General features: G+C 68.9%; 17 protein-coding genes. 4 read left to right on the plus strand and 13 right to left on the minus strand.

Annotation, left to right across the window (positions count from 1 at the left end; translation table 11 throughout):
* Positions 1–10: 10 nt before the first annotated feature.
* The 8 genes from yjfF to FFI97_RS26275 are packed head-to-tail and all read right to left on the minus strand — an operon-like array spanning position 11 to position 9880.
* Positions 11–1033, minus strand: a complete 1023-nt coding sequence (yjfF, locus tag FFI97_RS26240; RefSeq protein WP_139700877.1) for a galactofuranose ABC transporter, permease protein YjfF — start codon at positions 1031–1033, stop codon at positions 11–13.
* Positions 1030–2064 carry an ABC transporter permease gene (locus FFI97_RS26245; RefSeq protein WP_139700875.1) on the minus strand — a complete coding sequence of 345 codons (1035 nt, stop codon included), beginning with the start codon at positions 2062–2064 and terminating at the stop codon, positions 1030–1032. Before FFI97_RS26245 ends, yjfF begins: the two co-directional genes overlap by 4 nt.
* Entirely contained in the window at positions 2061–3581 is a 1521-nt protein-coding gene (locus tag FFI97_RS26250; RefSeq protein ID WP_139700874.1) for a sugar ABC transporter ATP-binding protein, read from the minus strand. The genes FFI97_RS26245 and FFI97_RS26250 overlap by 4 nt, the downstream gene beginning before the upstream one ends.
* 4 nt (positions 3582–3585) lie before the next feature.
* Positions 3586–4794 carry a multiple monosaccharide ABC transporter permease gene (gene mmsB / locus FFI97_RS26255; RefSeq protein ID WP_139700872.1) on the minus strand — a complete coding sequence of 403 codons (1209 nt, stop codon included), beginning with the start codon at positions 4792–4794 and terminating at the stop codon, positions 3586–3588.
* A complete protein-coding gene (gene mmsA / locus FFI97_RS26260; RefSeq protein ID WP_139701147.1) occupies positions 4781–6307 on the minus strand; it encodes a multiple monosaccharide ABC transporter ATP-binding protein in 1527 nt (508 codons plus the stop codon). The genes mmsB and mmsA overlap by 14 nt, the downstream gene beginning before the upstream one ends.
* A 32-nt stretch (positions 6308–6339) precedes the next feature.
* Positions 6340–7410 carry a multiple monosaccharide ABC transporter substrate-binding protein gene (chvE, locus tag FFI97_RS26265; protein WP_139700870.1) on the minus strand — a complete coding sequence of 357 codons (1071 nt, stop codon included), beginning with the start codon at positions 7408–7410 and terminating at the stop codon, positions 6340–6342.
* A gap of 12 nt (positions 7411–7422) precedes the next feature.
* Entirely contained in the window at positions 7423–8388 is a 966-nt protein-coding gene (locus tag FFI97_RS26270; protein ID WP_139700867.1) for an ABC transporter substrate-binding protein, read from the minus strand.
* Between the two features lie 37 nt (positions 8389–8425).
* Positions 8426–9880: an aldehyde dehydrogenase family protein gene (locus FFI97_RS26275; RefSeq protein ID WP_139700865.1), complete on the minus strand. Its 1455-nt coding sequence runs from the start codon at positions 9878–9880 to the stop codon at positions 8426–8428.
* Between the two features lie 147 nt (positions 9881–10027).
* On the opposite strand from FFI97_RS26275, the gene FFI97_RS26280 reads away from it, so the two are divergent.
* Positions 10028–10987, plus strand: coding sequence for a LysR family transcriptional regulator (locus tag FFI97_RS26280; RefSeq protein ID WP_062480583.1), 960 nt, complete (start codon positions 10028–10030; stop codon positions 10985–10987).
* On the opposite strand, the gene FFI97_RS26285 is transcribed toward FFI97_RS26280, so the two are convergent.
* Positions 10988–11761 (minus strand): SDR family NAD(P)-dependent oxidoreductase, encoded by a 774-nt coding sequence (locus FFI97_RS26285; RefSeq protein WP_409574650.1) that lies wholly within the window; start codon positions 11759–11761, stop codon positions 10988–10990.
* A gap of 134 nt (positions 11762–11895) precedes the next feature.
* Here FFI97_RS26285 and FFI97_RS26290 point away from each other — a divergent pair, with 134 nt between their 5' ends.
* Positions 11896–12840, plus strand: a complete 945-nt coding sequence (locus tag FFI97_RS26290) for an SMP-30/gluconolactonase/LRE family protein (protein ID WP_139700861.1) — start codon at positions 11896–11898, stop codon at positions 12838–12840.
* Here FFI97_RS26290 and FFI97_RS26295 read toward each other — a convergent pair.
* Positions 12837–13742, minus strand: a complete 906-nt coding sequence (locus FFI97_RS26295) for a LysR family transcriptional regulator (RefSeq protein ID WP_139700859.1) — start codon at positions 13740–13742, stop codon at positions 12837–12839. The genes FFI97_RS26290 and FFI97_RS26295 overlap by 4 nt on opposite strands.
* A 128-nt stretch (positions 13743–13870) precedes the next feature.
* Here FFI97_RS26295 and FFI97_RS34145 point away from each other — a divergent pair, with 128 nt between their 5' ends.
* A complete protein-coding gene (locus FFI97_RS34145) occupies positions 13871–13993 on the plus strand; it encodes a hypothetical protein (protein ID WP_260685189.1) in 123 nt (40 codons plus the stop codon).
* The gene (locus FFI97_RS26300; protein WP_185993724.1) at positions 13990–14235 is read left to right on the plus strand and encodes a DUF2798 domain-containing protein; all 246 of its coding nucleotides are present in this window, start codon (positions 13990–13992) and stop codon (positions 14233–14235) included. The genes FFI97_RS34145 and FFI97_RS26300 overlap by 4 nt, the downstream gene beginning before the upstream one ends.
* 7 nt (positions 14236–14242) lie before the next feature.
* Here the strand turns inward: FFI97_RS26300 and FFI97_RS26305 are convergent, their stop codons facing one another.
* From FFI97_RS26305 to FFI97_RS26315, 3 genes are read right to left on the minus strand one after another with little or no spacing between them, the layout of a single operon-like run.
* On the minus strand, positions 14243–15295 hold the full coding sequence (locus tag FFI97_RS26305) for an aldose epimerase family protein (RefSeq protein WP_139700857.1): 1053 nt from the start codon (positions 15293–15295) through the stop codon (positions 14243–14245).
* Positions 15292–16242: an alpha/beta hydrolase family protein gene (locus FFI97_RS26310; protein ID WP_139700854.1), complete on the minus strand. Its 951-nt coding sequence runs from the start codon at positions 16240–16242 to the stop codon at positions 15292–15294. The genes FFI97_RS26305 and FFI97_RS26310 overlap by 4 nt, the downstream gene beginning before the upstream one ends.
* The gene (locus FFI97_RS26315; protein ID WP_139700852.1) at positions 16239–21026 is read right to left on the minus strand and encodes a CapA family protein; all 4788 of its coding nucleotides are present in this window, start codon (positions 21024–21026) and stop codon (positions 16239–16241) included. Before FFI97_RS26315 ends, FFI97_RS26310 begins: the two co-directional genes overlap by 4 nt.
* Positions 21027–21070: the final 44 nt, after the last annotated feature.

Raw genomic sequence — 21070 nt, forward strand, 5'->3', positions numbered from 1 at the left:
GGGGAAATGGTCAGCGGCGCGGGGCGCGCGAGGTGAAGAAACGTTGGAGCAGGCAGAACACGAAGAGCAGCGCACCGACCACGATGCGCGTCCACCACGAACTCAGCGTGCCGTCGAAGGAAATCAGCGTCTGGATGATCCCGAGCATCAGCACGCCGAAGAGCGTGCCCGCCACGTAGCCCACGCCGCCCGTGAGCAGCGTGCCGCCGATCACCACCGCCGCGATGGCGTCGAGCTCCAGCCCGAGCGCATGCAGGCCGTAGCCCGAGAGCATGTAGAAGGTGAAGATCACGCCGGCCAGCGCCGAGCAGAAACCCGAGAGCGTGTACACGCCCACGAGCGTGCGGCGCACCGGCAGGCCCATGAGCATCGCCGAATGCTCGCTGCCGCCGATGGCGTACACCGCGCGCCCGAACGGCGTGCAATGCGCGATGAACACCGCGGCCAGCAGTACGGCGATGGCGATCACCGCGCTGACCGACACCGAGGCCTCGCCCCAGATGGGAATTCGGATCTGCGAGACCTCCGAATAGAAATCGTTGGTGATGCTGATCGAGTCGATGCTGATGAGGTAGCACAGCCCGCGCGCGAGGAACATGCCCGCGAGCGTGACGATGAAGGGCTGCAGCCGGAAGCGCTCGATGAGCAGCCCCATGAACGCGCCGAAGGCCGTGCCCATCGCCAGCACCAGCGGGATCACGATGGCTGGGCTCCACCCGTGCTTCTCGACCAGCGAGGCCGACACCATCGTCGTGAGCGCGATCACCGAGCCCACCGAGAGGTCGATGCCACCCGAGAGAATCACGAAGGTCATGCCGACCGCGACGACGATGAGAAAGGCGTTGTCGATCAGCAGGTTGAGGAAAACCTGCGCCGAGAAGAAGCCGTCGTAGAACACCGAGCCCAGCGTCGCCATCAGCACGAACAGCGAGATGGTCGCGGTGAGCGGCAGGTACTTCGGATTGAGCCTTGCCTTGCTCCCGCGCGCGGGAGCGGGTGGGGCCGAGGGCGCCGCCTCGATCACCGCGCTCATGCCCTGCTCCCGTCATGCACCGGCCGCTGCACCAGCGTGCGAACCTCCGCCCTGAACTCCGGCGACTGCATCAGCATCACCACGAACACCACCACCGCCTTCACCACGAGGTTGATCTCCGGCGGCACGCCCAGCGAGTAGATCGCGTAGGTCAGCGTCTGGATGATGAGCGCGCCGATCACGCTGCCCATGAGGCTGAAGCGCCCGCCCGTGAGCGCCGTGCCGCCGAGCGTGACCGCGAGGATCGCATCGAGCTCCAGCAGCTGGCCGGCGTTGTTGCCGTCCGCGCTCTTCACGTTCGAGCTGATCAGCAACCCCGCCACGCCCGCGCACACGCCGCAGAACGCATACGCGCCGACGACCAGCCGCCGCGCCTGGATGCCCGCCACGCGCGCGGCCGTCGGGTTGATGCCCACCGCCTGGATGAACAGGCCGAGCGCCGTGCGCGTGATCGCCAGGTACAGCAGCGCGAACACCGCCGCCACGATGAACAGCGAGAACGGCAGCCCGAGCAGGTAGCCGCTGCCGAGGAAGAAGAAGGGCTTGTAGTAGATCGTGATGATCTGCCCGTCCGCGACCAGCTGCGCGATGCCGCGCCCCGCCACCATGAGGATCAGCGTCGCGATGATCGGCTGCATGCCGACCTTGGCGACCAGCAACCCGTTCCACAGGCCACACAGCAGCGCGACACCGAGCGCCGCGAGGATCGCGAGCGGCATCGGGAAGCGGCTCACGTCGCTGGACACCGAGCCGCCGATCATCCAGGCCGCGACCGCCGCCGCAATGGCCACCACCGCGCCCACCGAGATGTCGATGCCGCGCGTGGCGATCACCAGCGTCATGCCGAGCGAGACCAGCACCAGCGGCGCCGCGCGGTTCACGATGTCGATCAGGCTGCCGTAGAGATGGCCCTCGCGCCATTCGAGGTGCAGGAAGCTCGCGTTGAACGCGGTGTTGATCGCGAGCAGCAACAGCAGCGTGATGACGGGCCAGGCGAGCCGGTGGCTCATGAGGGACGAGAGGCGGTTCATGCGGCAGCGATCATTTCGTAGACCTCGTCCTCCGTGGAGCCGCCCGGCAGCTCTCCCACCTTCTGCCGGTCGCGCAGCACCACGATGCGGTGCGCCACGCGCACCACCTCGCTCATCTCCGACGAGATGAAGATCACCGCCATGCCCGCGCGCGCGAGCCGCAGGATCTCTTCCATGATTTCCTGCTTGGCCGCCACGTCGATGCCGCGCGTGGGCTCGTCCAGGATCAGCAGGCGCGGCTCGGTCGCGAGCCAGCGCGCGATCATGGCCTTCTGCTGGTTGCCGCCCGAGAGCAGGCCGATGGGGGTCTCGACACTCGCGGTCTTGATGCCCAGCGAGGCGACGAAACGCTCGGCCATCGCAGTCTGCTCCGCGTGCGAGAGAAATTTCCGCGTGCCGAGCCGGGCCTGCAGCGCGAGCGCGATGTTCTCGCGCACCGACAGCTCGGCCACGATGCCATCGGTCTTGCGCTCTTCGGGGCACAGCGCGAGGCCTTCGCGGATTGCATCGGCCGGATTCGAAAAGCTGACAGAGCGGCCGTCGATCTTCAGCACGCCACGGTCGGGCGATTCGAGGCCGAACAGCAGGCGCGCCAATTCGGTGCGGCCCGCGCCGAGCAGGCCGGCGATGCCGACGACCTCGCCGGCACGCACGCGCAGATCGGTCGCCTGCAACTGCCCGGCCTGCCCCAACCCTTCGGATTGCAGCAGCGCGGGCGCTGCTTCGTCGAACGCGGGCAGCGCGGCAGGTCGTGCCGACTGCGCAGCCAACTCGCGACCCAGCATCGCCGCGATCAAGGCTTGCGGGCCGAGGTCCGCCGCCTTCCACTCGCCCACCCAGTTGCCGTTGCGCAGCACGGTGATGCGGTCGGACACCGCGTACATCTGGTTGAGGAAGTGCGTCACGAAGACGATGGCCAGGCCCTCGCCGCGCAAGCGCCGCAGCACCTCGAACAGCTTTTCCACTTCGTCGTCATCGAGGCTCGATGTCGGCTCATCGAGGATCAGCACCTTCGACGACACGCCGAGCGCCCGCGCGATCGCCACCATCTGCTGCACCGCGACCGAATAGCTCGACAGGAGCCGCGTCACGTCGATGTCGAGCCCGATGCGCGCCAGCAGCTCCGCGGCCCGGCGGTTCACCGCCGCCCAGTCGATGCGAAAGCCCTGCAGCGCGCCGCAGCGCGGATAGCGCCCCGCGAACACGTTCTCCGCCACCGAGAGGTTCGGGCACAGGTTCACTTCCTGGTAGACCGTGCTGATGCCCAGCTTCTGCGCCTCCAGCGGCGAGCCCGGACGGATGGCCTCGCCACCCAGGAACATCTCGCCGCCGCTCGAAGGCAGCACGCCCGTGAGCACCTTGATGAGCGTGGACTTGCCCGCGCCGTTCTGCCCCATGAGCGCATGGATCTCGCCCGGGTAGAGCTTGAGCTGCACGCCGTTGAGCACCGGGATGCCGGCGAACTGCTTGTGGATGCCCCGCAACTCCAGCACGGGGGGGACGCCGCTGTCGGTCATGCCTTCACTTGTTCTTGTTGTAGACGTCGATGAACACCGCCGCCAGCAGCACCAGCCCCTTGATGACCTGCTGGTAGTCGATGCCGATGCCGAGGATCGACATGCCGTTGTTCATCACGCCCATGATGAAGGCGCCGATCACCGCGCCCATCACCCGGCCCACGCCACCCGAGGCCGAGGCGCCGCCGATGAAGCAGGCCGCGATCACGTCGAGTTCGAAGCCCAGGCCCGCCTTGGGTGTGGCCGTGTTGAGCCGCGCCGCGAACACGAGGCCCGCGAGCGCCGCCAGCGCGCCCATGTTCACGAAGGTGAGGAACGCGAGCCGCTGCGTCTTCACGCCCGACAGCCGCGCGGCCTTCTCGTTGCCGCCCAGCGCATAGATGCGCCGGCCGATGGTGGTGCGGTTGGTGACGAAGTCGTACACCACGATCAGCACCGCCATCACCACCAGCACGTTGGGCAGGCCCTTGTAGGTCGAGAGCAGGTAGCTGAAGAAAAGAATGATCGCCGCGAAGAACAGGTTCTTCACGAGGAAGAAGGCGTAGGGCTCCTGCTCCATGCCGTGCGCCTTGAGCTTGGCGCGCCCGCGCAGCTTGAAGAACACCAGCGCCGCGGCCGCCAGCGCGCCCACGATCAGCGAGGTGGTGCGCACCGTGTCGCCGCCGAGTGGATCGGGAATGAAGCCCGAACTCAGGCGCTGGAACTCGACCGGAAACGGCCCCACCGACTGTCCCGCGAGCAGCGCCAGCGTGAGCCCCTTGAACACCAGCATGCCCGCGAGCGTGACGATGAACGAGGGGATCTTGCGGAACGCGACGAACCAGCCTTGGGCCGCACCGATGACGGCACCCGCCGCGATGCTGATGATCGCGGTCGGCACGAAGTGCCATTCGTACTCCACCATCAGCACCGCCGCGAGCGCGCCGATGAAACCGCAGACCGAGCCCACCGACAGGTCGATGTGCCCCGCCACGATCACCAGCAGCATGCCCAGCGCCATGATGACGACGTAGCTGTTCTGCAGCAGCAGGTTGGTGAGGTTGAGCGGGCGCAGCAGCGTGCCGTCGGTCAGCACCTGGAACAGCACCATGATCGCGACCAGCGAGATCAGCATGCCGTATTCGCGCAGGTTGTTCTTCAGGAAGCCTACATGGAGCTTCGGGGTGACGGCAGGTGCGGCGCCCTGCACCGCGTTGGCTTCAGGCAGGGACATGAACGGAACTCCCTGCGCTCACGATCGCATGCATGATGCGTTCCTGCGACGCCTCGGCCGCCGTGAACTCGGCCACGAAGCGGCCCTCGTTCATCACGTAGATGCGGTCGCACATGCCCAGCAGCTCGGGCAGTTCGGAAGAAATCATGAGAATGCCTTTGCCCTCGCTCGCGAGCTGGTCGATGATGGTGTAGATCTCGTACTTGGCGCCCACGTCGATGCCGCGCGTGGGCTCGTCCAATATCAGCAGCTCGGGCTTGGTGAAGAGCCACTTGCTAAGCACCACCTTCTGCTGGTTGCCGCCCGACAAATTGACCACCAGCTGCTCGACGCCCGAGCAACGGATGTTCAATGCCTTCTTGAAGTCATTGGCCACCTTGAACTCGCGGCCGTCGTCGATCACCGCGCGTTCGGAAATCGCATCGAGGTTCGCGAGACTGATGTTCTTGCGGATGCCTTCCTCCAGCACCAGCCCCAGGCCCTTGCGGTCTTCGGTGACGTAGGCGATGCCGTGGTCGATGGCCTTGCGCACCGTGCCCACGTCCACCGGCTTGCCGTGCATCAGCACCGAGCCGCTGATGCGCTGGCCGTACGACTTGCCGAACACGCTCATCGCGAGCTCGGTGCGACCCGCGCCCATGAGGCCCGCGATGCCCACGATCTCGCCCTGGCGCACCTGCAGGTTCACGCCCTTGATCTGTTCGCGGTCGGCATGCAGCGCGTGGTGCACGCGCCAGTCGCGCACCTCCAGCACCGTCTCGCCGATCTTGGGCGAGCGCTGCGGGTAGCGGTGCTCCATGTCGCGGCCCACCATGCCGCGAATGATGCGGTCTTCGCTGATCGGCGCGCTGCGGCAGTCCATCGTCTCCACCGTCGCGCCATCGCGCAGCACGGTGATCGAATCGGCCACCTTGGCGATCTCGTTGAGCTTGTGCGAGATGAGGATCGACGCGATGCCCTGGCGCTTCAGTTCGAGCAGCAGCGCGAGCAGCGCATCGCTGTCGTTCTCGTTCAGGCTCGCGGTGGGCTCGTCGAGGATCAGCAGCTTCACCTCTTTCGCCAGCGCCTTGGCGATCTCCACCAGCTGCTGCTTGCCCACGCCCAGGTCGGTCACCAGCGTGGTGGGCGGCTCCTTCAGGCCCACCTTGGCCAGCAGCTCGCGCGTCTTCGCATAGGCGGCGAACCAGTCGATCACGCCGCCGCTCGCGATCTCGTTGCCCAGGAAGATGTTCTCGGCAATCGAGAGCAGCGGCACCAGCGCCAGCTCCTGGTGGATGATGATGATGCCCAGCTTCTCGCTGTCGGCAATGCCCTTGAAGCGGCGCAGCTCGCCCTCGAAATGGATCTCGCCGGTGTACGAGTCGCACGGGTAGACGCCGCTCAGCACCTTCATGAGCGTCGACTTGCCCGCGCCGTTCTCGCCGACCACCGCGTGGATCTCCCCCGCGCGCACGGCGAGGTTGACGTTGCTCAGGGCCTTCACGCCCGGGAACGTCTTGGTGATCCCGCGCATCGCGAGGATCGTGCGCGCTTCGCCGGTCGGGCTCACTTGACCTGGCTTTCCTTGTAGTAGCCGCTGTCCACCAGCACCTGCTTCCAGTTGGAGCCGTCCACGCTCACCGGCTTGAGCAGGTACGAGGGCACGACCTTGATGCCGTTGTTGTAGGTCTTGGTGTCGTTCACCTCGGGCGCCTTGCCCGAGAGCATGGCGTCGACCATCGCCACCGTCACCTTCGCCAGCTCGCGCGTGTCCTTGAACACGGTGGAGCTTTGCTCCTTGCGCAGGATCGACTTGACCGAGGGAATCTCCGCGTCCTGCCCCGACACCACCGGCATCGGCTGCGAACCCGAGCCGTAGCCCACGCCCTTGAGCGACGACAGGATGCCGATCGACAGGCCGTCGTACGGCGACAGCACCGCATCGACGCGGTCCTTCGTGTAGAAGGCCGACAGCAGGTTGTCCATGCGCGCCTGCGCCACCGCGCCGTCCCAGCGCAGCGTGCCGACCTTGTCCATGCCCATCTGCTTGCTGCGCACCACGAGCTTGCCGCTCTTGATGTACGGATCGAGCACCGACATCGCGCCGTTGTAGAAGAAGAAGGCGTTGTTGTCGTCGGGCGAGCCGCCGAACAGCTCGATGTTGAACGGGCCCTTGCCGCTCTTCAGGCCCAGCGCCGCCTCGATCGACTGCGCCTGCAGCACGCCGACCTGGAAGTTGTCGAAGGTGGCGTAGTAGTCGACGTTCTTCGAGCCCTTGATGAGCCGGTCGTAGGCGATGACCTTCACGCCCTTGTCAGCGGCCTTCTGCAGCACGTCGGAGAGCGTGGTGCCGTCGATGGCGGCAATGACCAAGACCTTCGAGCCCTTCGTCACCATGTTCTCGATCTGCGCAAGCTGATTGGGAATGTCGTCGTCCGCGTACTGCAGGTCGGTCTTGTAGCCCTTGTCCTTGAAGTACTTGACCATGTTCGCGCCGTCGGCGATCCAGCGCGCCGACGACTTGGTGGGCATCGAGATGGCGATGAGGCCCTTGTCCTGCGCGTGGGCCAGCGGCGTGAAGCCGACGACGGCGAGGGCCAGGCCCGCGAGCGAGGCCTTGAGGAAGTTGCGTTTCATGTCGGTCGGCCCTCAGTACTTGCGATTGGGAAACTCTTTGGCAGCCACTTCCATCGGGAAGATGCCTTCTTCGGTCACGATGCGCTTGGGCAGCGTCTTGCCGGCCTTGATGTCCTTCACCGCGCTCATGAGCTGCGGCCCGAGCAGCGGGCTGCATTCCACCGACACGTTGAGCTTGCCGGCGATCATGGCTTCGAAGGCGCCCTTCACCCCGTCGATCGAGATGATGGTGATGTCCTTCGCGGGCTTCATGCCGGCCTCTTCGATCGCCTGGATGGCGCCGATGGCCATGTCGTCGTTGTGCGCGTAGAGCACGTTGATCTTCTTGCCCTCGGCCTTGAGGAAGGCTTCCATCACCTCCTTGCCCTTGGCGCGCGTGAAGTCGCCGGTCTGCGAACGGGTGATCTTGAACTTCGGGTCGGCCTTGATGATTTCCTCGAAGCCCTTCTTGCGGTCGATGGCCGGGGCCGAGCCCACGGTGCCCTGCAGCTCGACGATGTTCACCTCGCCCTTCTGGTCCTTCATCTTCTCGACCAGCCAGCGGCCGGCCTTGCGGCCTTCCTCGGTGAAGTCGGAGCCCATGAAGGTCACGTAGAGCGAGTCGTCCTTGGTGTTCACGGAGCGGTCGGTCAGCACCACCGGGATCTTGGCGGCCTTGGCTTCGCGCAGCACGGTTTCCCAGCCCGACTCGACCACGGGCGAGAACGCGATCACGTCGACCTTCTGCGCGATGTACGAGCGGATGGCCTTGATCTGGTTTTCCTGCTTCTGCTGCGCATCGGAGAACTTCAGTTCGATGCCCGCCTCCTTGGCCGAGGACTTGATCGACTCGGTGTTGGCGGTGCGCCATTCGCTCTCGGCGCCCACCTGCGCGAAGCCGAGCACGAGTTTCTTCTGCGCGAGGGCGGACATGGGCAGCATGCTGCCCAGGGCTGCGGCGGCGAGCGCGGTGTTGAGGGTGCGGCGATTCATGGTCATGGTTGTCTCCTTCTTGATGCGTCTGTGATGTGTTCGGTCAGGCCAGCATGTAGCCGGTCTTCACCGTCGTGTAGAACTCCGCGGCGTGGCGCCCTTGTTCGCGCGGCCCGTAGCCCGACCCCTTGCGGCCGCCGAAGGGCACGTGAAAGTCCACCCCCGCGGTCGGCAGATTGACCATCGTCATGCCGACCACGGCATGGCGCCTGAAGTGCATCGCGTGCTTGAGCGAGTTGGTGCAGATGCCCGCGCACAGGCCGAAGGGCGTGTCGTTGCACAGCGCGAGCGCTTCGTCGTAATCGGCGGCGCGCAACACGCAGGCCAGCGGCCCGAAGATCTCTTCGCGCGCGATGCGGTGCCCGGGTTGGGCCAGGAAGAGCGCGGGGCTCATGTAGTGGCCGGCGGTGGCGCGCTGCAGTGCTTCGCCGCCCCACACGTGCTCCGCGCCCTCTTCGCGCGCGATGTCGATCCACGCGAGGTTCTGCGCCAGCCGCTCTTCGTCGGCCACGGGGCCGATGTCGATGCCGCGTTCCAGCGCGTGGCCGATCTTCAGCGTCTTCAGGCGCTGGCGCAGTTGCGCCACGAAGGCGTCGTGCACGGCGGCCTCGACGATGAGGCGGCTCGATGCGGTGCAGCGCTGGCCGTTGGAAAAGTAGGCGCCCTGCACCGCGCAGTCGACGGCGCGGTCGAGGTCCGCATCGGCCAGCACCACGAGCGCGTTCTTGCCGCCCATCTCCAGCTGCACCTTGGCGCGCCGTGCGGCGGCGGCCTGCAGCACGCGTTCACCGTTGGCGGCCGAGCCGGTGAAGCTCAGCGCATCGACCAGCGGGCTGTCGACCAGCGCCTGGCCCGCTTCGCGGCCGCTGCCCATCACGAGGTTGAACACGCCGGCCGGCAGCGTGGCGCGGCCGATGATGTCTGTGAGCGCCCAGCCGCAGGCCGGCACCAGCTCGGCCGGCTTGAAGACCACGCTGTTGCCGTGCGCCAGCGCCGCGGCGATCTTGGAGGCCGGCACCGCGAAGGGCGTGTTCCACGGCGTGATGAGGCCCACCACGCCGACCGGCTCGCGCGTCACGTCGACCTGCACGCCGGCGCGCACCGAGGCCACGTTCTCGCCACCGCCGCCGCGCAGGGCCTCGCCCGCGAAGAACTTGAAGATCTGGCCCGCGCGCGCCACCTCGGCCACGGCCTCGGGCAGCGTCTTGCCGACCTCGCGCGCCAGCAGCAGGCCCAGCTCGTCCTTGCGGGCCAGCAGCTCGGCGCCGATGCGGTCGAGCACGTCGGCGCGCCGCTGCGGCGTGCTGTGGCTCCAGTGCACGAAGGCTTCGCTGGCCGCGCGAATCGCCAGCTCGACCTGGCGCCGGTCGGCACGTGCGTACTCGGCCACCACTTCGCTGGTGTCCGATGGATTGACGCTGACACCGGTGGTCGCGCTGGTTTCCCAGCGGCCGTTGATGTACTGGCGCACGCTTTGCCGAAGCTCGCCGTGGATCACCGTGGCGTTGCCTTGTCTCTGTTGTTATGGGACTGGGGCGGAAGTCTAGGAATGATTTCGATATCGATCCAATCGTTTTTTAGACAAAATGCATATCAATCGGTGGATTCTGGAAAACCCCGTCAGACCTTCGTTCGCAGCCTCTTCATGAACACCTACAACCACTGGTTCATCCGCGCCCGCCTCAAGACCCGCCAGCTGCTGTTGCTGGTGGCGCTGGCCGAGGAAGGCAACATCCACCGCGCGGCGCAGGTGCTCAACATGACGCAGCCCGCCGCGTCGAAATTGCTGAAGGACCTGGAAGACGTGCTGGAGGTGCCGCTGTTCGAGCGGCTGCCGCGCGGCATGCGCCCCACCTGGTACGGCGAGACCATGATCCGCCACGCCCGCGTGGCACTGGCCAGCCTGAACCAGGCGCACGACGAGCTCACCGCGCTGAAGGCCGGGCGCCTCGGCCAGGTGAACGTGGGCGCCATCACCGCGCCGGGCCTCACGCTGATGCCGCCGGCCGTGGCGATGGTCAAGCGCGAGCAGCCCGACCTGCGCGTGTCACTGGAGATCGAGACCAGCCCGGTGCTGCTCGAGCGGCTCGAACAGGGCAAGCTCGACATCCTCGTGGCGCGGCTGTTCGCCGAGCACGACAAGTCGCAGCTGCGCTACGAGGCGCTCACCGAGGAGCCCGTGTGCGCGCTGGTGCGCCCCGGCCATCCGCTGCTGGGCGTGAGCGGCCTCACGCTGCGCGACGTGGTGGGCGCCGGCTGGATCGTGCCGCCCGCGGGCAGCGTGCTGCGCCACCGCTTCGAGCTGATGTTCCAGGAGGAAGGCCTGGCGCCGCCGGGCAACATCATCGAGAGCCCGGCGCTGCTGTTCATCACGCGCATGCTGCAGCAGAGCGACATGGTCGCGGTGCTGGCGACCGACGTGGCGCGCTACTACGCGGCGCACGGCATCGTGTCGCTGCTGCCGCTGGACATGCCCTGCCACATGGACGCCTTCGGCATCATCACGCGCACCGACCGGCTGCTGTCGCCCGCCGCGAAGGTGATGATGAAGGCGCTGAAGACGGCGAGCATGAGCGTCTACGGACGCAAACTCGAGATGGACTGATCAGGTCCAGCCCGCGTCCACGGTGAACTCCTGCGCGGTGCACATCTTCGCGTCGTCCGATGCGAGGAACAGCACCATGCGCGCGATGTCTTCCGGCATCAGCTTGTCGGGCAGGCACTGGTTGCGGTGCAGCGCCTTCTCGCCCTCCTCGTCGAGCCACAGCGCCACCTGCCGCTCGGTCATCACCCAGCCGGGCGAGACGGTGTTGATGCGGATGCGATCGCGGCCCAGCTCCACCGCGAGCCCGCGCGTGAGGCCGTTCACCGACGACTTGGCGATCGCGTAGCAGGGGTAGCCCGAGCCCTTGGTCTGCCAGCCCGTGGAGCCGAGGTTGATCACCGAGCCGAAGCCCAGGCGCTTCATGCCCGGCACCACCGACTGGATCGCGAACAGCGCGGGCCGTTCGTTGATGGCCATGCGGTTGTCGTAGTAGTCGGGCGTGACCGATGCGAGCGTGTGGCGGTCGTCGCTGGCCACGTTGTTGACCAGCACCGCGAAGTCGCCGAGCTCGGCGGCCGCGTCGGCCATGGCCTGCTGCAGCGCGCCGATGTCGCGCACGTCGCAGGCGCGCCACCACGGCGCGGCGTGGCCGGCCCCGGCGATCTGCGCGGCGAGCGCTGCGCTGGCACCTTCTGCGATATCAACGAAGGCCACGCGCGCACCCTGCGCCGCGAACGCGGCGACGATGGCCGCACCGATGCCGCTGCCGCCGCCGGTGACGAACACGGTGCGGCCCTTCAGGCTGGGATGGAGGGAAAGCTGGGGGGAATTCAAGGACAAGGTCTCCAGGGGCATCTCATGACATTGCAAAATACATATCAATCGATGCAGTTATTTTCAATTTCTATTATCAATATGCCTTGATACGATCCGCCGCGTCAAGGCGACATGACATTCAGAAAGAACAAATGAACATGCAAGAGACAAGCGCCCCTTCTTCGCCGCTCGCAGCGCCCCGCGTGCTCGGCACGCCCGAATGCCTCTGGCCGGCAGCCGCCGACCTCGGCGAAGGCACGCTGTGGTCGGTGCGCGAGCAGGCGCTGTACTGGATCGACATCCTGCAGCCGCGCCTGTTCCGCTACGACCCGGCCACGGGCGCGCAGCGCACCTGGCACTTCGACGAAGAGATCACCGCCATCGCCGAGCGCGCGTCGGCGCCGGGCCTGTTCCTCACGCTGCGCCGCGGCTTCGCGCTGTTCGACACCACCGCGCCCGGCGACACCACGAAGCCGCGCTACCTGCACCAGCCCGAGCCCGAGCGCACCGGCAACCGCTTCAACGACGGCAAGTGCGACAGCCGCGGCCGCTTCTGGGCCGGCAGCATGGACTTCGACTGCAAGGCGCCCACCGGCGCGCTCTACCGCTTCGACGCCGACGGCCACTGCACGCGGCACGACGACGGCTTCGAGGTGACCAATGGGCCGACATGGTCGGGCGACGGCCGCACCATGTACTTCAACAACACGGCGATCAACAAGCTGTACGCCTACGACTTCGACATGGACGCCGGCGCGGTGTCGAACAAGCGCGTGTGGCACCGCTTCCCGAAGGGCGACGGCCTGCCCGACGGCATGACCACCGACGCGGCCGGCCGCCTGTGGATCGCGCACTGGGACGGCGCCTGCGTCACCTGCCACGACCCGGTGAGCGCCGCCGAGCTGTGCCGCATCGCGCTGCCCGCGAGCAACGTGACCGACTGCGCCTTCGGCGGTGCAGACATGCAGACGCTCTACATCACGACGGCGCGCAACGGCCGCACCGAAGCACAGCTGCAGAGCGAGCCGCTGGCCGGTGGGCTCTTCTCGGTGCGCATCGACAGCCCGGGCGTGCCGGCGACGCTGTTCGCGGGCTAGGCCCCCTCGCGCGGCTGCAGCGACGGCAGGTGCGCCGCCGCAAAATCGGCGAACAGCCGGGCCCGCGCGAAGCTGCCACGGGATGAGGGCCACACCGCGTGGACCGGAATCCTCGGCGACTCGAACTCGGTCAGCACCAGTTCGGCCTGCCCGCTGTCGAGCAGGTCGCGGATCTGCCACAGCGGCGTGAAGAACAGGCCCAGCCCGCTCAGCACGGCCGCATAGATCGCGGCGGTGTTGTCGGCCCGGAAGCGCCCCGCCACCTTGACGCGCTGCAGCGTGCCGTCGACCGTGAAGGGCCAGTGCGCGTCGCTGCCGTGCGTGGTGCGCACCACGCACTGGTGGTCGGCCAGGTCTTCGGGCCGCTGCGGCCGCCCGTGCCGCGCGAAGTACGCCGGCGAGCCGAACACCACCAGCCGCAGCTCGCCGAGCGGCTTGGCCGCCAGTTCGGAATCGGGCAGCTCGCCGATGCGGATGGCCAGGTCCAGCTCGCCTTCGATCAGGTCCACGAAACGGTCGGAGGCCGTGAGCTCGACCTCCATGTCCGGGTAGCGCTGCATGAACGCGCCGATCAGCGGCACCACGAAGGCCGGCGCGAACTGCACCGGCGCGGCCACGCGCAGCAGGCCCCGCGGCGAGGCGAGCTGGCTGCTGGCCTCGACGGCCGCCGCATCGAACTCCGCCAGCGCGGCCTGCACGCGGCGGTGGTAGGCCAGCCCCACCTCGGTGACCGACGACTGCCGCGTGGTGCGGCGAAGGAGCTGCACGCCGAGGCTGCGCTCGAGCACGCTCAGCGAGCGGCTGATCGACTGCACCGAGCGCCCCAGGTGCCGGGCCGCCGCGCTCTGGCTGCCGTGGTCGACGATGGCCACGAAGGCCCGGATGTCCTGAATCTGGTCCATGGATTCTCTCGGTCTGGATGAAGGTCTATGGCGGCGCGCATGGCTTCCCGATGGCGCCTGCCGTTCGTATCTTCGAGGCCTCGCGGTCGCAGGCCGCATGGCCACAAACGAAGCGAAGGAATCATTCCATGAAACAACGACACAGACCCACCGTGCGGGTGGTCGGCGCCGACGGTGCCGACGGCGCAGGTGGGCTGCAACCTCGTCCGCGCACCTTGAACAACCACATCCAGGAGCTTGCCCCATCATGACCACCCGAAAACTGCCGGCCCGTTATGCGGGCATCGCCATGCCCTTCCTGCTGTCGATCTTCATGTCGTGCATCGTGGCGGGCATCTCCACGCTCAAGAGCGTGGGGCTGGCCTCGGGCCTCTTCCAGATGTGGATGACCGCATGGGGCGTGTCGTGGCTGGCCGCGTTTCCCTCGCTGCTCGTGGTGCTGCCGGTGGTGCGCCGGATCGTCGCGGCGACGGTGCAGAGCCCACAGCGCTGATCCGTGGTCAGCCGATGCCGAAGCGGTGCTCGGTCGTGCTGGCGAACACCTCGCCGGGGCGCAGCACGGTCGACGCAAACGCCGGCTGGTTCGGCGCATCGGGAAAGTGCTGCGTCTCCAGGCACAGGCCGTCGCCCTGGCGCAGGCTCGCACCCGCGCTGCCGAGCAGGCTGCCGTCGAGGAAGTTGCCCGAATAGAACTGCACGCCGGGCTCGGTGGTGTGCACGTCCATCACGCGGCCCGAGGCCTCGTGGGCGAGGCGCGCCGCAAACGCCAGGCCCGTGCCGCTGCGATCGAGCACCCAGTTGTGGTCGTAGCCATGCGCGCGCAGCAGCTGCTCGTGCCCTTCGCGGATGCGCGCGCCGATGCGCGTCGGCGTGCGGAAATCGAAAGGCGTGCCGGCCACCTCGCCCAGCCCGAGCGGAATGAGCGTGGCATCCACCGGGCAGTAGCGGCTCGCGGGCAGCGTCAGCACATGGTCCATCACCGAGCCGCTGCCGGCGAGGTTGAAGTAGTCGTGGTGGCTCAGGTTGATCACCGTGGCCCGGTCGGTGGTGGCGCGGTAGTCGATGCGCCAGGTGTTGGCGGTGGCACTCAAGGTGTAGCGCACCGTCAGCTGCACCTCGCCGGGGTAGCCCTCTTCGCCGTCGGCGCTGGTGTAGCGCAGCTCGAGCGCGAGTTCATGCGGCACCGGCACGATCTCCCAGTAGCGCTTGCCGAAGCCCGTGGCGCCGCCATGCAGCGTGTTCAAGCCGTCGTTCAGGCCCAGCTGGTGAGCGGTGCCATCGAGCGTGAAGCGGCCCGCCGCGATGCGGTTCGCGTAGCGGCCGACGATGGTGCCGAAGTGCGGGTGCGGCTTCAGGTAGTCATCGAGCGAGGGCAACCCAAGCACCACGTTGGCGCTGCGCCCCTGCCGGTCGGGCACGTGCAGCGCGGTGACGATGCCGCCGAGGTTGATGGCGCTCAGGCGCAGGCCGTGGCCGTTGTCGAGCGTGTATTCGGTGACGGGCCGGCCGTCGGGCATGGCGCCGAAGGGGCGCGAAGTGAGGGGTTCGATCATCGGGCTTGCGACTGCAGCGCCTCGCGCGCGCACTGCGATGCGGTGCGCAGGCCGATGCGGTCTTTCAGGTCGTGGAAGGTCGGAGGCTCGGCGTCGTGCGTCATCACCTCGACGCGGTGGCCCGCCTTGCCCACCGCGTCGGCAAAGCGCTGCTGCAGCGCGAACGGCGTGTTGCGGTCGCCGGGATTGCCGATGAGCACGATGCGCCGCTGCGGGTCGCGCGGGATGCCGGCCACATGGTCCAGCGGGTCGTAGACCTGCGCGCTGCCCGTGGTGTCGGTGCGCCCATTCTTCGAGCGGCCGAGCAGCCGCGCGCGCTCCAGCAGGTCGAAGGCGCCCGAGGTGAGCACCGCGCAGGCCACGCGCGTGCGCCCGAGCGTGAGCAGCGCGGCGCCGGCCGTGGCGCCGCCGCTGTGGCCGAAGAGCACCACGCGCTGCAGCCGGTGGCGCTGCATCAGCGCCTCCAGCGCCGCGTCGAGCGCATGGAACTCCACCGCCTCGCGCCGCTGGCGGTGGTCGCCTGACGAGCCGTAGGTGCCGGGGCGCGCCATGAAGATCCACGGCATGCCCGCGCGGTCGCTCGCGGCCTGCGCGTCGAGCGTGCGCAGCGGTTCGGTGTTGCCGGGGATGCGCGTGGGCGACAGGTTCATCACGCTGTCGCGGTCGCCCGAGAACTGCACGATGGCGATGCGCGCGTCGTCGATGTCGCGGCTCGCGAAGTAGCGGATGCACGACGGCCCCTCGACCGCCTGCACCCAGAGAAAGCCCGGGCGGTCGGGGCAGTTGGCGCGCACGGCGGGCTGGTTCCAGTGCAGCAGCGCGCCCTCGGCCGACGCGGAGGCCCCCGGCTCGCGCGGCGCTGCGGCCTTCGGCGCATCGGCACGTTGCGCGCAGGCCGTCTGCACGAGGGCAAGGAGCACACAGGCCAGGCGCGCGCGCGGGGTCATAGCTTCTGCAGCAGTTCGGAGATGAGGCCAAAGTCGGACTGCTGACGGTCGCCCTTCACCAGCACCAGGTCGCCGTCGCGCAAGAAGTCGCCGAGGTAGCCGGTGAGCTGCGCGGCGTCTTCGAAGTGCGGGCCGAGCAGTTCGGCCGGCACCTCCTCGCGCAGCCAGCGCATCTCGGCGCCGTGCGTCACGAGGTGCTGGATGCCCGAGGCCAGCAGCGGCGCGGCGAGGCTGCGGTGCATCGCTTCGGCTTCCTTGTCGAGGTTGATGATGCGCCCGAGCACGCCGATCTTGCGCGTCACCGGCCCGTGCGCCGCATGCTGGCAGGTGCGCACGAACTCCATCGCGTTGCGCATCGACATGACCTCGGCGTTCCAGCTGTCGTCGATCAGCGTCGCCTGCACGCCGCCCTGCGTGCGCAGCGGGCGCAGCTGCATCACCGAGGCCGGCAGGCGCACGAAGGGCATGCGCGCGCACGCGGCCTCGGCATCGAAGCCCAGCGCCAGCAGCGCCGCAAAGGCCAGCGCCGAATTGCGCACCAGCCCGGCGCTCGCGATCGGGAACAGGTACTCGACCGTGCGCCCCGGCAGCGCGATGCGCACGCGGCAGCCGCCGTCGGGCTCGGGCCGCGTGTCGACGATGCGGATGTTGGCGTCGGGGCTGCTGCCCACCACCCAGATGGCGCCCGCCGTGCGCGCGGCCGCCCGCACCACCTGCATCAGGCAGGGGATGTGGTCGGGCACGATGGCCACGCCGCCGGGCTCCAGGCCCAGGAAGATGCGTGACTTGAACTCGGCCGTCTGCTCGAGCGTGGCGGTCTGGCGGGTCTGCGACAGGCCGATCTCGGTGAGGATGGCCACGTGCGGGCGCGCCACGAGCGAGATCGGGCCGCGGTCCATCCACAGCGCGCTCTGCGCCATCTCGAGCACGCAGACGTCGGCGTCGGCCGCGAGGTTGGCCAGCATCGCCGGCACGCCGACACGCGAGTTGTAGTTGTCGATGGTGGTGTGCACGCGCGCCGCCTCGGGCAGCAGGTCGCGCAGCATGGCGATGGTGGACGACTTGCCCACCGTGCCGGTCACGCCCACCACGCGCCCCTTGAAACGCGCACGCGCGGCCACGCCCAGGTCGATCATGGCGCGGATCGGGTCGTCCACCTGCAGCAGCGGGAACGACGGGTCGAGACCGTCCACCGGGTGCGCGACCACGGCGCCCGCGAGCGCGTGCTGCAGCACGGGCACGTCTTCGTGGCGGTCGGGGTTGTCGGCGCGCGGCTTGCTGTAGTTCTCGTGCCTGGCGAGCGTGCGGTAGTCGGACGCGATGAACAGCGCCGGCTTCGGCAGCCGCGCCATGTGCGTCGGTCCGCGCACCACCGCGTTGACGAACCAGCCCGGCGGCGGCGGCACCAGCCACTGCCCGCCGGTGACGCGCTGCAGCTCGTCGGCGGTCCACACGGGCGACGGCTGCGGCGGGGCACCGGGGCGCAGCGCCGCGAGCACGGGCGCGGGGCGCTCGGGCAGCGGCGTCGGAAACTTCGGCACGCGCAGGCCGCACCACACGGGCAGCCGGCGCGCGCCCGGCAGGTCGGGCATGCTGCCGCGCACGCGCACCTCGATCTGCAGCACGTCGTTCTCGAGCAGGCCCAGGCGCGGCGCGCGCAGGCCGTAGCGGTCGCGGTAGATGCGCCCCGGCGTCCAGCGGCTGGTGGGCCACATCCAGTCGCACGGGTCGTGGTCCATGGCCTCGCCCCAGGGCGGCATGGTGGTGCTGCGCATCGGCAACGCGCGGAACTGCACGCGCAGGTCGGCGCTCACGGGCGCATCGGCGGTCCAGAACGACTCGACCCACAGCAGGCGCCGCCCGATGATCTGCGTCGGCGCGAGGCGGATGCCCACGAGGCGCAGCGGGCCGAACTGCAGCGGGCGAATCCTGGCGTCCTCGGGCACGGCATCGACCGACCACTCGGGCCGGGGCGCGAGCACGGGGCCGACCAGCGCGGGCGGGCGCGAGGCCGACAGCGGCGCCAGCGGTGGACGGCCGGCCGGCGCGGTGCGTTCGGGCGGCGACAGCTGCAGCGCGCAGCGCCCGTCGGGCCGCGCCGTCATCTCGGTGCCGAGCGCGCGGCACAGCTCGGCAAAACGCGCGCTCGCGGCCTGCGCCGCCTCGCCCGCGAGCTGCTGCGAGAAACCGAAACCCACGCCCACCGGCGTGAACACCACCTCTTCGACGCCGTGCGGCCCGAGGCGCAGCGAGAACACGCCGGAGTCCGCGAGGTCGTTGCGGACGGCATCGAACAGCAGGTCGCCCGCGTCGTGCAGGATCGGCCGGCCCTGGTGGACCTCGATGCCCTGCAGCACGTGGGCCGAGGTGCCGAGCACCGCGTCGGCGCCGGCTTCGACGATGGCATGGCCGACGGCGATCTCGGCGCGCGACGGCGCGGTCTCCAGGTTCTCGCCCCAGTGCACGGCCACCAGCACCACGTCGGCTTCGTGGCGTGCGGCGGCGATGCGCGGCGCGAGCGTGGCGCGCCAGGCGTCGGGGTCGTCGAGCGACAGCCAGGCGGCGCCAGGAAGCTTCGCGGTGGCGGCAAAGCGCGGCTGCGTGGCGTCGAGCGAGAACAGCGCCACGCGCAGCCCACCGGCCTGGCGGAAGGCGGGGCTCAGTGCAGAGTCGAGATCAGGCCCGGTGCCAGCGAACGCGATGGCGGCGGCGTTCAGCAACCCGTGCTGCTCCAGCAGCGCCTCGGGGCCGTAGTCGCCGCTGTGGTTGTTGGCCGTCGCGACCATGTCGATGCCGGCCTCGGTCAGCGCCGCGAGCATCTCGGGCCGCGCGCGGTAGTAGTAGGGGCAGCCCTCGTCCTTCTCGACGCCCTGCTCGCCCGTGGTGGCGACCACGCATTCGAGGTTCACGATGCGCAGGTCGGCCTCGCGCAGCGCGGGGATGTCGCCCAGCATGCGGGCCGGGCCGCCGAGGTCGTGCATGCGGTAGTGCTGGCGCCGGCCCAGGTTGACGTCGCCGCCCCACAGCACGATGCCCTCGGCACCGCGCGGTGCAGCCGGTTCGGCCGTGGCCTGCGTGAGCTGCGCGCTCTGCTGCTGCGCCTCGCGCGCCTCGAGCAGCCGGTGGTAGGCCACGTAGCCCGACAGGTAGTGCTCCACGTCGTCGATGCGCACGCGGAAGCTGTGGTGCTTGATGAAGAACGAGCCCGCGATGCGGTCGGGGTGGCGGAAGAACATCGCCAGCTCGGGCCAGAAGTGGCCGTTGGCGAGGTAGCGCGCGCGGTGCTCCAACGCGCGGTCGAACTTGTGGCGATCGAGCCCTGCGAGCAGCGGGCGCAGCGCCGGGTCGGCTTCCAGCCGCAACACCATCTCGCGCGCGGCCATCATCAACTCGAGCAGCGTGGGGAAGGTGGTGATGCGCTCCAGCACGAAGTCCAGGTGGCCCGCCATGTTCTGCAGGCCGAACTGGTAGTAGCGCGTCTCGGGCTTGAAGCGCGTGAGTTCGTTGACGCAGTAGCTCAGCCAATGGTCGTGCGCGCGCCAGTGGCCCGCGGCAATGAAGTGCTCGAAGGCCTTCTCGACCACCGCGAGCCAGCGCGCGTCGCGCGTGAGGCCGTACAGCCGCATCAGCCCGAAGGCCGCCTCGCCGTCGTAGTAGATGACGCGGTAGGGCTCCTTCACATCAAGCCCCGGGTGGTTGAGCACGTGCACGAAGCGCCCGGTCTCGGGGTCCTGCATGGAGCGGATGCCCAGCGCCAGCTGCTCCATCAGCGGCTGGTACTGCGCATCGCCGGTGAGCTCGGTGTACTTCACCAGCGCCAGCAGGCACACGGCGTTGCCGCCGAGCTTGATCTCGTTGCCGATGTCGACCAGGAACGCGGCCTGCGTGCCGTCGGCCAGCGTGGCGCGGCGGATCAGCCGCTGGCTCAGGAAGGCCAGCGCGCGGTCGATGGCGGCCTTCTGCACGTCGCTGCGCGTGAGCTCCCAGCCTTCGAGCATGGCGTAGGTGGAGCTGGCGTGGCGCAGCGTGTTGTAGGTGGGAATCGCGCGGTCGAAGCAGGGGAACCAGCCGTAGTGGAACTCGCCCGTGGGCTTGACCTGCTCGGCCAGGTAGTCGCTCGCCGAATCGACCAGCGCGCGCACCTGCGCCGCGTTCCAGTCGGTGAGCGTGCGAAAGCCCGCGGCCTGTCCTTCGGCCGTGAGCGGCCAGGCGCCGTCGGCATCGACGTACACGGCGCGCGTGGTGAAGCACCACACGGGCGCGGCGTCGTCGGTGGGAAAGTCGCGCTCGTCGCCGAAGCGGCGCTTGGTGTGCGTGCGCAGGTTGCCGTTGTTGGGCTCCGCGTGGTCGACCGTGCCGTTGTAGAGCACGGCACTGCCGTGCATCTCCTGCGCGAGCAGCGCGGTCTCGAAGCGCGCGTCGAGCGCGATGCCTTCGTTGAAGTAGTTGCGCTTGGTCTGCGCCAGCCGCGCCTTCAGTTCGCCCCAGGTCATCGGCGTGGTGCGCTCGACGATCTCCGCGCGCAGCCGCTGCGCCGGTCGTTCGGCGCGCTTCGCTTTCACGGCCAGCGCCTCGGCGGCGGCCTGCCACGCGGCCTCGGTGTCGGGGCCGCGGCCCATGACGACGCGGGCGCGGCTTTCGCCCTCGCCCATCGCGAGGAACACCACGCAGCCGGCCTCGTCGTTGGCGGGCGGGGCCGGGGGCAGCGCCCCGTCCGGGGTGGCCAGGGCCTGCCTGGCGCGGTTCAACAGATCGGCGAGGGGGACGGGAGCTTGGTGAGTCATGCGCCGCGAATGATGACAGGCCAGGGCGCGGCCTGCCACTGCGG

It is taken from the genome of Variovorax sp. KBS0712, from assembly GCF_006323185.2.
In the GTDB taxonomy this organism is placed as follows: domain Bacteria; phylum Pseudomonadota; class Gammaproteobacteria; order Burkholderiales; family Burkholderiaceae_C; genus Variovorax; species Variovorax boronicumulans.